Origin of the sequence: Rhizobium sp. SU303, from assembly GCF_021052345.1 — a bacterium.
GTDB classification, from domain to species: Bacteria; Pseudomonadota; Alphaproteobacteria; order Rhizobiales; family Rhizobiaceae; genus Rhizobium; species Rhizobium laguerreae.
Window position 1 is genome coordinate 3,837,006 of sequence record NZ_CP088095.1, and the last position, 11,623, is coordinate 3,848,628.

An 11,623-nucleotide genomic window follows, 5' to 3' on the forward strand; every position below is an offset into this window, starting at 1 on the left:
ATGGCATGGCCAAGCGCACTCTCATCCGCCTGAATGCGGGCGCTGAGCGTTTCAACTATCGTATCGCCGGCCTCGGCTTTCGCGACGGCCACGTGCTCGTCCATCGCGCCGTCCATGAGCCCTTCTGGACCTTTCCAGGCGGCAGGGCGGAAATCAGTGAGACGTCGGAGGAAACGCTCAAACGGGAGATGGTGGAGGAACTGGGCGTTGAGGTGACCGTCCATCGCCTGCTGTGGATCGTCGAGAACTTCTTCCGCTACGAACAGCGCGACTGGCATGAACTCGGTCTCTATTACTTGATGGACCTCCCGCCGGAATTCCCCTTTTTATCCGGCGAGATCATCCATCGGGTCGAGGACGCCGACAACCATCTCGAGTTCAAATGGGTGCCGGCAACGCGTGATGCCTTGTGCGCACTCGACATCCCGCCCTATTTCATCGCCGATGAAATCGAAAACCTTCCCGTTGTGCCACGTCATCTCGTCTGGCGGGACGGCGATCTCGACGGCAAAGACTGATGCAGGCAATTCAAGGTGTTACAGCGTCCTTTGCGCCTCAAAAGGCGCTCGGTGCTGTAGCCAAAAGCGCTTAAAGAGGAGATGCGCCGATGCCGACCTTCGATCCTGTCAGGCCATTCCGCAAACTTGCCTATAACAACGCCCTTGCCAACCGCCGGCTACTTCAGGCCTGCGCAACTTTAAAGCCTGGAGAATTCGAAGCGCCACGCACCAGCTTCTTCCCCTCGATCAAGGAAACCTTGAACCATATCATCACGGTCGACTGGTTCTATGTCGACGGCCTGGAAGGCGGCACGCTCGGGCTCAAGGCCTTCGAGGTAGACGAACCGTTCGATGACGTTTCCTCGCTGGCAGAAGCGCAGGCGAAGGTCGATCAGCGCCTGACGGCGCTTTGCGAGGCCCTGACGCCAGAGAGGCTCACCTCGACCATCAGCCTCCATCGCGGCGACCGCATCCAAGAGGAGCGGATGGAGGACGTGCTCGCCCACCTCTTCCAGCATCAGACCCATCATCGCGGACAGGTGCATGCGATGCTCTCCGGCACCAGCGTCGCTCCGCCGCAACTCGACGAATTCATCGTTGCCGACGATGCGCGGTTTCGTGGTACAGAACTCACCGCGCTCGGCTGGAGCGAAGAAACGCTAATGCATTAGTTCTGCAGCCGTCTCTTCAGCCCGTCGATGATCGTCTTGGTGAGAAGGTCGTAATTCTCGTCGAAGTGATGATCACCGGGCAGCTCGATGACCTCGGCGCCGCTGTCCTTCAGCGCCGGACAGGCGACATCGTCATCGTCGTCCTTACCGTAGATGCATTGCACGAGTTTCGGATCGATGTTTTTCAGATCGCCGACGGGATCGCCTCCCGCCCCTTCCGTCTTCTGGCCGAGCCAGCCGAGAACGGAGATGACGTAGTCGACTTCATGCGAAAGCGACAGCAGCGACAATTGCGCCACCGCCGACTTTTCGGCTGGCTTGAGGAGCTGGTAGGTGGCTGGCACGACGTCGGCGCCGAAGGAATAACCGACGAGCAGCACGTGCTTCACCTTCCACTGCTTGCGGTAGAAATCGATGATCTTCGAAAGATCGGCGGCGGTCTCCTCCGGCTTGCGCTCCGACCAGAAATAGTGGAGCGAATCGACGCCGACGACGGGAATGCCTTCCTTCTGCAGCGTGCCGCCGACCTCCTTGTCGATGTCGCGCCAGCCGCCGTCGCCGGAATAGATCACCGCCATCGTATCGAAGGCCGGCGTTGCCTCGAGCACCGCCAGCGGCAGGCCAAGCGGGTTGCCGAAAGCGCCGGAGGCGGTGACGAGATCGTCGAGGGTATCGGCAAACGCCGTCTGCGCATCGTCGGTGGAATCACGGATCTCGATCTCGTCATGGGCCTTCTTCAGCGCCTCGGCATGCGCCCGGCCATCCTTATTGGCATCAGGCGTAAAGACGGTAATGATCGGGTCCGGCAGGATGCCGTCGCTAAGGCCATAGACCGTGCGTTCGCCGACCACCTGCTTGGACGCCGGCGTGCAAAGCTCCTTGGCAAGCGGAATGCCGGCGACCGGATTAACGGCAAGTGTCTGGCCGATCGTCGCATCCGGTGTTTGCGCGGTGATTGCCAGCGCCAAGGCCCCGCCCTCGCCGATTCCGGCGACGATCGGCAGGTGATAGGCGTTGTTCCCGGTCGCGCGCTGCACCTGCTGGCTCAGCGATTCGATGTCCGACACCATATAGACGCAGCCGTCGTTGAGGCTGACGTCGTAGCGGCTGAGCGCCTGGATATAGGATGGAAAGTCGACGCCGATGACGACGGCGCCTTCGGCGACCAACCTGTCGGCTTCGCCCTTCTCATAGTCGCCCCAGCCGGCCGCATCCGAGATCAGCATCACCGTGCCCTTCACCTCCCCTTCCGGCAGGAAGATGTGCGGCGACGGAATGAGCCCGGTTTCGAAGCTCTGCGTGGTTTCCTCGGCGGCATCAGCCGGTGCGGCCGCGAGCATGCAGGCGCATGCCGTGGCAAGAAGGATTGTCCTGATCATTTTCTCACTACCCCTTTCAATCCGCCCCCAATCAGAAATGTCGCGTCCATCAACGCGATCATCGGATTGCCTCCTCCGGAGACTGCAAGATAGCGCGGTTGCCAGTGCGGATGAAACTTGGATTTGAATGCCCGAAGGCCTTTGAAGTTATAGAAGCGCTCGCCGTGTTCGAAGACGGTGCTGCCGATGCGGTCCCAGACAGGCGCCGCCTCGCGTTTCGACATGCCGGAGAGAGGCGCCATGCCGAGATTGAAGTGGGTGAAACCCTGCCCGCGCAGATATTCCATGATCTGCACGAAGAGAAAGTCCATCGAGCCCTTCGGCGCGTCCGGCGAGAAGCGCATGAGATCGATCGTGCCCTCCTGTCTGGATTCGGTCACGAGGATATTGGCGAAAGCGACGATCCTGCCGTCCTTCTTCAGGATGCCGACCGGCTGCGAGGAGACATAATCGGAATCGAAGGCGCCGAGCGAGAAGCCCTTTTCCTTGGCATTGTGATGCTCGAGCCAGGCCGTCGAAACGGCGGCTAGATCATCGATGACCAAAGACAGGTCCTGCGGTTCGACGACGGCGAATTCCAGCCCGTCGCGCTGGGCGCGGCTTGCCGTCTGGCGAAGGTTCGCCCATTTGCCGCCCTTCATCTCGAAGGTCCTGAGATCGGCCACCGCCAGTTCGCCGAGCTTGAAGGCGCGAAGGCCGGCATCGGCGCAATGGGACAGCAGCGCCGGCGATATCTGGTAGAACACGGCCCGGCAGCCGGCGGCACGCGCCGCTTCGACGAAACGCCAGACGAGTTCCTGCACGGCGCGATGGTCGCCGACCGGATCGAACAGCGCGATCCAGGAGCGCCCTTGCCGGCCATACATGATGAAAGCATCGCCGTTTTCCGAGAACATGATGCTCTTGTCGCCCATGCGCACCAGATTGGCGTCGGCATTGCCCTGCTTCATGACGATCTCGACGGCGCGCGCCAGCGCCTCGTCCGTCGCCGGTTCCGGCCGGAAGGTCGCCGGCCGGAGCAGGCTGAAGACCGCAATCGCCGACGAGATGATGGTAATGCCGAGGACGGCGCGCAGCCCGCGCGGCGCTTCGGCGGTGAATTCGAACTGCCACCAGAGCTGGTTGCTGTATTCGACGTCGCGATAGACGAAGAGCAGGATGACGACGGCGCCGACGACGATGACGGCGATCGCCATCAGCCAGGACGCCGTCAGCGCCTGGTTGAGCAGCGAAGCCTGGCGGGTAAAGAGCCGGCGGCTGACGAAGAGCCCGAAGATGAGGAAGGCGAGAAAAGCGGCTTCGACGAGCGCGATCGCCTTCAGCAGCGACAAAGTCAGCGCGGCAAGCGCCGAGAATACGGCCACCCACCAGGCGCCGTCGAGCCGCTGGCCGAGGCCGCGCGCGGCGACGACGAGGGCCAGCCCCAGCAAGCTGGAGAGGAAATGCGCGCCTTCGACCATCGACAGCGGCAGATAGTTGGAGAGGAATTCGAGGTTCTGGTCCGGCGTCGGCGTGACGCTCGAAAACACCAGCATGACGCCGAGCAGCAGCGCGAGAGCCGACAGCAGCTGCGGCATCAGCCGCCCGCCGATGCGCCGCATACTGGAGGCGGCCGGATGATCGACGAAACGACGCAGCTCCGCCGCCGCGACCGCGAGCACGGCGATCAGCAGCGGCAGCACATGGTAGACCAGCCGGTAGAGCACCAGTGATCCGAGCACGGCATCGATGTTCACCGCGCTGCCGAGCGAGGCGATGATCACGGTCTCGAACACGCCGAGCCCGGCCGGAACGTGACTGAGCACGCCGAGACCGACGGCGATCGCATAGACGGCGAGGAAGACCGGCCAGCCGATGGCCGTCTGCGGTAACAGCACATAGAGTACCGACGCCGAGGCGGCGATATCGAAGGCGGTGACGAGGAACTGCCGCGACCAGGTGCGAGAATCCGGCAGGCGGATTGCCACAGGGCCAAGATCGAGCACGCGCCCGTCACGGCCGATAATCATCACCGCGCCCAGAACGGCGACGATCGAACCGGCGATCAGCCGCAGGAGGAAGGCGCTGACCCCGATCAGCGGACTGATCTCGTCGGCGATGACGATGAGGGCGATTGCCGCAACGCCCGCAAGCCCCAATCCGAAGGACAGCGTGACGAAGGCGATGATGCGGCCGATATCCTCCGGCGAGAGCCCGAGGCGGGTATAAGCGCGGTAGCGGATCGCGCCGCCCGAAAGCGCGCCGAAACCGGCGGTATTGCCGACGGCATAAGCGCTGAACGCCGTCAGCGCCACATGCGGAAAGGGCAGCCTCTTGCCGATGTACTCGATGGCGTTGATGTCGTAGAAGATCAGCGCGAGGAAACTGAGCGCTGTGAAGAACAACGCAAGCAGGATGGCGCTCGGCTTGGTCGCCGCCAGCGCTTCGACGACGTCGTCGTAACGCACCTCGTTGGTGAGCTGCATGATCGCGTAACCGACGAGGCAGAAGACTACGAGCGACGCGGCGGCCAACAGCGGTGTTCTGTACCGTCTGAAGAGCCCGCCAAAAGAAAACCCGTCCGTTTCTTCAATCTCTTCCAAATTGCCGTGCCCCGACATTCGCGTACCCTGTGACCGCCAGCGGAATCATTTCAGATGACGTAACATAAGAGGCATAGAAGCTCTCTGAAGCCATGCCGCCGCTACCCCACCTCGCCCTTTGCGCCTCAATCATCCTCAATTGGGGCGAATTTGCGCAGGCGGGCGTCGCCGCACATTGCATTTTCGTAAGCTTCGGCAGAGCCTTGCCCTCGATGGAGATTTGAGACGCGGGAGAAAGGTTCGATATGCAGGGTGATGCGGCCTTCGTAATACTTGCCCTCGGACGTCTGCTGCTGGGCGGCCTCTATGTCGCTGGCGGCATTCATCATTTTTTCGTCATCGTGCCGCTGACCGACGCGATCGAAGCCCGCGGCGTCCCTTTTGCGAAAGGAGTGCTGGTCTTGGGCAGCATGTTCCAGATCGTCGCCGGCATCCTGCTGATGCTCGGCCTTTTCGTCACGGCAGCGGCATTCGGCCTCATCATCTTCACGCTGGCGGCCACCGTCATGCTGCTGAATTTCTGGGACATGCAGGGAACGGCGCGCGACAGCGCGATCAATACCTGGAAAACCAACATGGCGATCATCGGCGGTCTGCTGATCGCAGCCGCCAGCGCGATGTGAAGCGGTTCATGCAGCCGGCTCGGCGCCCGCCCGCGCATGCGCCGCATAGCGCGCGACGGCAGCATCCACCTCCGCGTCTCGATCGCCCGCCACCTGCACCGTCGGCACGGCAAATTCGATATCGTTGTCGTGGAAGGCATTGCGGATCATCGCCAGCGCATTGCGGCGGATGACAAATTGCTCGCCGGGCTTCGTCATCATCGACTGAATCACCGCCCAGCCGAAAATGAAATAGATGACGAAAGTCGCACAGCGCCGGCACCGGAACAATGCGACCGTCGGCCCGGGCATGATCGCAGCGGTGATACGCTGCCGTTCTTCCTCCACCCTCGCCAGCCCGATAAGATCGACCAGCACGCCGCCGAAGCAGATCGTAAAGCGCTGGACGAGGAGCGCGACGACGCAGACGATCGCGATGCTCTGGATGAGGAAGGGCCAGCTGAGGCTGAGAAGTGTCAGCACCGTTGCCGCCGCAAAGATCAATGCCTGAGGCGCGGCGCGAGATGCAAGCCCGCCAGCTGCGCTGCCTGACGGCCTCGGCTATGATGGCGGGCGCTCTACAGCGCCACGCGTCTTTTCGAGAGCCGCAGGGCGCTGTAGCTGAATTGTTTCAGGATTTCGCGGCCGGCTTTTCCACATGGCCGCCGAAGCCCGCGCGCATCGCCGACAGCACCTTGTTGGCGAATTCGTCATTGTCGCGCGAGGAGAAACGGCCGTAGAGCGCAGCACTCAGCACCGGCGTCGGCACGCTCTCGTCGATTGCCGCCATGATCGTCCAGCGGCCTTCGCCGCTGTCCGAAACCCGGCCGGCATATTTCGAAAGTGTGGGATCGGCATGCAGCGCATCGGCCGTGAGATCGAGCAGCCAGGAGGTGATGACGCTGCCGCGGCGCCAGACTTCGGCGACATCCTGCAGGTTGAAGTCATATTGGAAATGTTCCGGATGGGCGAGCGGCGCGGTTTCCGCATCCGCCTCGTGCGAGGCAGCGCCGATATTGGCATGTTTCAGAATATTGATACCTTCGGCATAGGCAGCCATCAGGCCGTATTCGATGCCGTTATGCACCATCTTGACGAAATGACCGGCACCGTGCGGGCCACAATGCAGGTAACCCTGTTCCGCGGTGCTGACCGCAGCCGCTTCGGGGCTCCGGTTCGGCGAGGCTTCGGTCTTGCCGACGCCGGGCGCCAGCGTCGCGAAGATCGGGGAAAGGTGTTCGACGATGCCCTTCTCGCCGCCGATCATCAGGCAATAACCGCGCTCGAGGCCGAAGACGCCGCCGCTGGTGCCGACATCGACATAGTGGATGCCCTTGGTGATGAGGTCGGCGCCGCGGCGGATATCGTCATGATAATAGGAGTTGCCGCCGTCGATGACGATATCGCCATTCTCAAGCAGCGGCACCAGGCTCGCCAGTACCTTGTCGACGATCGCCGCCGGCAGCATCAGCCAGATCGCGCGCGGATGGGCGAGCTTCGAGACGAATTCCGCGAGCGAAGCACTGCCGGTCGCGCCGAGGCCTGCGAGCTCGGCAACGCTTTCCGGCCTTGCGTCGTAGACAACGCATTCGTGACCGCCTCGCATCAAGCGCTGGACCATATAATTGCCCATGCGGCCCAAACCAACCATGCCAAGCTGCATAATGAATCTCCTGGAAACCGAAATGAAGTATCGAATCCGGAAATTAGCACCCGCGGTGTGACAGGCAAGCGAAGTCTCGGTCATATTGACGAATGCGACTATTGCGCCTCGCGCACCAGATGCACGATACCGGCCGGATTGACGATCCAGGCGCCGCGCAGATCCTCCGGCAACGCCTCGATCGGATCGCAGCGAATGACACCGGCCCTTTCGAGATGCGCGGCAGCCCTCTCGAGATCCGGTGTCATCAACTCCAGCCAGAGCTCGGCCTGGCTCATCGCCGGCACCTCGTCGATCCAGAGCCGGATCGGCCCGAGAGCGAACAGCGCCGCATCCCCTTCGCCGATCTGCTTGAGGCCGATGACATCGCGATAGAAGGCGACCGTCGCCTGATACTGGTGCGGCGGCACCTTCATCGCAATATCGACGCCGCCATAAAGAAGTTCCGTCATGACCTTTCTCCTCAAACGTCCGGCGCGCTGGCCGGCTCGCCCTTCATTTCGCTGAGGAACATGCCTTCGCGCAGATTGATGCCATATTCAACGAAGGCCTTCATGCTGCAGAGCATCTGCGTCCAGCCTTCGCAGTTGAGATAGGTGCCGCGCCGGCCGGCCTCGTCCTCGCGCCAGCCGTTCTCGGCAATCGTCACCAGCGTGCCGCCATCCTCCAGCGGCTTGAAATTCATTTCCACCAGCGTTTTGTACCTCGTCTTGTCCTCAGCAGTGCCGCCGTCCCAGCGAAGCACAATGCGGCTTTCCGGCACAAGCTCGACAACCTCGACCGGCGCATCCTTCCACCATGTTACTGTCGTGCCTTGAACGAGCGGCGCGCTCGCCCCGCCGATCGTGGTGAAATAGCTGCTGAGCTTCTTCGGGTTGACGACGGCATCGAACACTTCGGCAACGGGCCGGCCGATACGGCCGGAAACGCGAATTCCAAGAGACATGACACTTCTCCTCTTCTCCATTGTGCCTGGCACCATTATGTTATAAAAACATAACATGTCAAGCGAATCAACCGACGACCCCGTTTTCAAGGCGCTAGCGCATCATCGCCGCCGCGAAATCCTCGATCTGCTCAAGGATGGCGCCCGAACCACAGGGACCCTTTGCGAGATGTTTCCGGAGATGGATCGCTGTACGGTGATGCTGCATCTGAAGGTGCTGGAAGAGGCTGACCTGGTCATCGCCAGGAAGGAAGGCCGCGAGCGCTGGAACCACCTGAACAGCCTGCCGATCAAACACATCTATGACCGCTGGATCAGCGCCTATGCCGGCCATTCCTTGTCGATTCTCGACCGGCTGAAGGGCGACCTCGATGGGCAGCCCGAATAATGATCCAGCCGCCCAACAGCTTGCCGGTCGGTCAGCCGAAGCCTTATGCTGGCCAAAACGGCACGGGATCAGGCAAATGACGATATCGGGCGCCGGCTTACGCCGCATGCGGCTGCTGCGCAGCATGAAGCAAGGACATCTCGCCGAACTCCTCGGCGTCAACCAGGCGACGGTCTCGCGCTGGGAGCGTAATCAGCTCGCTCTCTCGCCCGAACAGGCCATCAAGCTGGAACGGATTTTCGCCTCCCCGCAATATGCAGCAGTCGATGCGGCGCTGAAGCGGCTGGTCGAGGATTCCGTCCGGCCGGTGCATCTGATCTGCGACCGCACCCACCGTCTGCTCTCCGCCTCTCGCCCACGACAGGCGGAGTGGCGGGCGCCGCTCGGCGCCTTTCTCGGCCGTTCTCTGTTCTCCTACGCCTCCGCCGAAATCGCCGCCGCCGAGCAGTCGCTGGAGGAGCGCGGCTGGCATGAGGGCAGGCTCTCGTCGTTGACCCTCGATACCGGCGCCAACGGCAATGCGCTGCTGCCGATCGCCGCCGGCCGCGTGACCTGGGAACGGATCATGCTTTCCGACGGCAGCGCCGGCCGCCTTGTTACGACCATCGGCTGAGCCTCAAGCTTTCCTGCACTCCCATGCATAATTTATGCGTTGTCCGGAAACATCAGTCTTTATAGCGTCCGCCGCCTAAACGGTCAGGAGACGATGTGATGACGATACTGGTGACGGGAAGTGCCGGCCATCTCGGCGAGGCGCTGATGCGGACCTTGAGGGCGGAAAGCCGCTGGGTGCGCGGCATCGATATCAAGCCCTCGGCTTTTACCGACATGGTCGGCTCGATCAGTGATCGCGCCTTCGTCCGGCAGGCAATGTCAGGCATCAGCCACGTCATCCATGCCGCAACGCTGCACAAGCCGCATGTGGCAACCCACGGCAATTACGATTTTCTCGACACCAATATCGCCGGCACCCTCAACCTGCTCGAAGAAGCGGTCACTGCCAACGTTGCAAGCTTCGTCTTCACCAGCACCACCAGCACCTTCGGTGCGGCATTGACGCCGGCTGCCGGCGAACCGGCGGCATGGGTGACCGAGGACGTGCTTCCCGTCGCGAAAAACATCTACGGCGTGACGAAACTCGCCGCCGAAGGTCTGTGCGAACTCTTCGCCCGCAAATCCGGCCTGCCGGTGGTCATTCTCAGAACGTCGCGCTTCTTCCCCGAAAACGACGACGATCCTGACATTCGCAACCGCTATTCGGCAGAGAATGCCCAGGCCAACGAGCTTCTTCACCGCCGCGTCGATATCAGCGACGTGGTCGGCGCTCATCTGCTGGCGCTCGAAAAGGCGCCGGCGATCGGCTTCGGCCGCTACATCGCCTCCGCCACGACGCCGTTTTCGGCAAGTGATCTCGCCGCGATCCGGCGCGAGGCGCCTCACGTCGTCGAACGACTGTTCCCAGGTGCAGGGGTCCTTTACGCATCACGCGGCTGGAAAATGTTCCCGACACTCGACCGCGTCTACGTCAACGAACGCGCAAGGCGGGAGCTCGGCTGGCAGCCGCGATATGATTTCCGTTTCGTGCTCGATTGCCTGCGCGACAACAAGGAATGGCGAAGCCCTTTGGCGCTGAATGTCGGCTCCAAGGGCTATCACGACGAGGTCTTCGCCGAAGGGCCGTACCCGGTATGCCAAGGACAAGACGACGATCGCCGCTGAGAGCGAAATCGTTGCTCTTTCCGACAAGAACCTTCCTGATGCTCGCTGTCGATCCGGCGTCTTCGCTGAAAATAGAAGGAAAGGGTGCGATCCACGACCACCGATGGATGTTTACGATCCTGGGTGCCTACAAACGTAGGTGGGCGCCGTGTGTCCAGGCCCACGGGCCTGGCCAGGGACAGCTCCCTTTGGATCGAGTATGGCCCCAGGGATTGTGGTTCCTGTCGAGAGGCGCAGACCGCATGGCGATATATAAGGTCGTTTGCGCCGACGCGCCAGTGGCAGCAGCAAGCCGTCCTTATTTAATTGAGATCAATTGAGTTCGGGGGCGGACCGGCCGTTCAGCTTGTCGGTGATGCCGCGGATGCGGCTCGAAACCTCACTGAGCGCCGCGGCTAGGTTTTCCTCGGTGCGGGCGGTGGCTGCAAGCACCGTATCGCGGTTGCCGCGCAGCGTCTCGAGCTCGGATTCCAATCCGGCGACGCGGCGTGTCAGTTCGGAAATTTCATCCACAACCATGATGCCGGCCATGACGGTGATCCTGAGATCGCCGATTTCCCCGAACTGATCCTTGAGATGGCCGACATAGCCGTCGAAGCGGTTGGCGAGATCGGTCAGGTGATCCTCCTGCCCTTCTTCGCAGGCCATACGATAGGCCTTGCCGTCGATCGTTACCGTCACCTGCGCCATGCGAAACTCTCTCTCATCAGCGATCCAGAACCGCGCGGATCGTTTCCATGGCCGTCACCAGCCGCCGCGAGACCTCGCGATTGACCTCTTCCAGCCGGTTGGCGCGGAATTCGGCCTGGTCGAGCTCCTGCGCCAGCCGGGAGCGATCGGCATGCACGCGCCGCACCTCGCCCTCGATCTCGCCCTGCTCGCGCTGGCGCTCGACGCGCATGTCGACGGCGTTTTCGAGGCTCGAAATCGCCTGTCTCAGCTCGTTGAGCGCTGCTTCCATGGTTTTGCCTGTGGGCATCATGCCTTTCCGATTCCCGCGCAGGATCCGCGAATCGGCGGCCCGCACCGATCCTGTGATTTCAAGAGGATATGCCGCTCGTAAACGGCCCGTCAATAAATCCCGTCACCTGCCCACCGGCCTATCCTGTGGATGAGCGTTTTACACATGCCCGTCACATCAGATTCGTCATTTGTACAATCGCGCGATCAAAT

General features: G+C 61.9%; 13 protein-coding genes, 1 other RNA gene and 2 pseudogenes. 6 read left to right on the forward strand and 10 right to left on the reverse strand.

What is annotated here, in order from left to right:
- The first annotated feature begins 5 nt into the window (after positions 1-5).
- Together RlegSU303_RS19035 and RlegSU303_RS19040 are read left to right on the forward strand one after the other, a co-directional pair.
- A complete protein-coding gene (locus RlegSU303_RS19035; protein ID WP_168279765.1) occupies positions 6-518 on the forward strand; it encodes an NUDIX hydrolase in 513 nt (170 codons plus the stop codon).
- An 89-nt stretch (positions 519-607) separates the two neighbouring features.
- On the forward strand, positions 608-1,171 hold the full coding sequence (locus tag RlegSU303_RS19040; RefSeq protein WP_017962002.1) for a DinB family protein: 564 nt from the start codon (positions 608-610) through the stop codon (positions 1,169-1,171).
- Here RlegSU303_RS19040 and RlegSU303_RS19045 read toward each other — a convergent pair.
- Positions 1,168-2,550: a virulence factor family protein gene (locus tag RlegSU303_RS19045; RefSeq protein WP_017962003.1), complete on the reverse strand. Its 1,383-nt coding sequence runs from the start codon at positions 2,548-2,550 to the stop codon at positions 1,168-1,170. The genes RlegSU303_RS19040 and RlegSU303_RS19045 overlap by 4 nt on opposite strands.
- On the reverse strand, positions 2,547-5,150 hold the full coding sequence (mprF, locus tag RlegSU303_RS19050) for a bifunctional lysylphosphatidylglycerol flippase/synthetase MprF (RefSeq protein WP_231283279.1): 2,604 nt from the start codon (positions 5,148-5,150) through the stop codon (positions 2,547-2,549). The genes RlegSU303_RS19045 and mprF overlap by 4 nt, the downstream gene beginning before the upstream one ends.
- 227 nt (positions 5,151-5,377) lie before the next feature.
- On the opposite strand from mprF, the gene RlegSU303_RS19055 reads away from it, so the two are divergent.
- Positions 5,378-5,755 (forward strand): DoxX family protein, encoded by a 378-nt coding sequence (locus tag RlegSU303_RS19055; protein ID WP_017962005.1) that lies wholly within the window; start codon positions 5,378-5,380, stop codon positions 5,753-5,755.
- A 6-nt stretch (positions 5,756-5,761) separates the two neighbouring features.
- On the opposite strand, the pseudogene RlegSU303_RS34560 reads toward RlegSU303_RS19055, so the two are convergent.
- The 5 genes and pseudogenes from RlegSU303_RS34560 to RlegSU303_RS19075 form a co-directional block, all read right to left on the reverse strand.
- A pseudogene (locus RlegSU303_RS34560) lies at positions 5,762-5,959 on the reverse strand (hypothetical protein); the annotation flags it as partial.
- A pseudogene (locus tag RlegSU303_RS19060) lies at positions 5,954-6,294 on the reverse strand (mechanosensitive ion channel protein); the annotation flags it as partial. The pseudogenes RlegSU303_RS19060 and RlegSU303_RS34560, both read right to left, overlap by 6 nt.
- A gap of 71 nt (positions 6,295-6,365) precedes the next feature.
- Entirely contained in the window at positions 6,366-7,397 is a 1,032-nt protein-coding gene (gene gnd, locus RlegSU303_RS19065; protein WP_094087456.1) for a phosphogluconate dehydrogenase (NAD(+)-dependent, decarboxylating), read from the reverse strand.
- 98 nt (positions 7,398-7,495) lie between these two features.
- Positions 7,496-7,849 carry a VOC family protein gene (locus RlegSU303_RS19070; RefSeq protein WP_017962007.1) on the reverse strand — a complete coding sequence of 118 codons (354 nt, stop codon included), beginning with the start codon at positions 7,847-7,849 and terminating at the stop codon, positions 7,496-7,498.
- An 11-nt stretch (positions 7,850-7,860) separates the two neighbouring features.
- A complete protein-coding gene (locus RlegSU303_RS19075) occupies positions 7,861-8,343 on the reverse strand; it encodes an SRPBCC domain-containing protein (RefSeq protein ID WP_017962008.1) in 483 nt (160 codons plus the stop codon).
- 55 nt (positions 8,344-8,398) lie between these two features.
- Between RlegSU303_RS19075 and RlegSU303_RS19080 the strand changes: the two genes are divergently transcribed.
- The 3 genes from RlegSU303_RS19080 (at position 8,399) to RlegSU303_RS19090 (ending at position 10,450) form a co-directional block, all read left to right on the forward strand.
- Positions 8,399-8,731 (forward strand): ArsR/SmtB family transcription factor, encoded by a 333-nt coding sequence (locus RlegSU303_RS19080; protein WP_131621808.1) that lies wholly within the window; start codon positions 8,399-8,401, stop codon positions 8,729-8,731.
- Between the two features lie 76 nt (positions 8,732-8,807).
- Positions 8,808-9,344, forward strand: coding sequence for a helix-turn-helix transcriptional regulator (locus RlegSU303_RS19085; RefSeq protein WP_131709802.1), 537 nt, complete (start codon positions 8,808-8,810; stop codon positions 9,342-9,344).
- A 98-nt stretch (positions 9,345-9,442) separates the two neighbouring features.
- Complete coding sequence (locus RlegSU303_RS19090) at positions 9,443-10,450, forward strand: NAD-dependent epimerase/dehydratase family protein (protein ID WP_131709801.1); 1,008 nt, start codon at positions 9,443-9,445, stop codon at positions 10,448-10,450.
- An 84-nt stretch (positions 10,451-10,534) separates the two neighbouring features.
- Here RlegSU303_RS19090 and ssrS read toward each other — a convergent pair.
- The 3 genes from ssrS to RlegSU303_RS19105 form a co-directional block, all read right to left on the reverse strand.
- A non-coding RNA gene (gene ssrS / locus RlegSU303_RS19095) (6S RNA) lies at positions 10,535-10,693 on the reverse strand.
- 69 nt (positions 10,694-10,762) lie between these two features.
- Positions 10,763-11,140 carry a cell division protein ZapA gene (locus RlegSU303_RS19100; RefSeq protein ID WP_017962012.1) on the reverse strand — a complete coding sequence of 126 codons (378 nt, stop codon included), beginning with the start codon at positions 11,138-11,140 and terminating at the stop codon, positions 10,763-10,765.
- A 16-nt stretch (positions 11,141-11,156) separates the two neighbouring features.
- Positions 11,157-11,432: a DUF4164 domain-containing protein gene (locus RlegSU303_RS19105; protein WP_012758879.1), complete on the reverse strand. Its 276-nt coding sequence runs from the start codon at positions 11,430-11,432 to the stop codon at positions 11,157-11,159.
- Positions 11,433-11,623 lie beyond the last annotated feature (191 nt).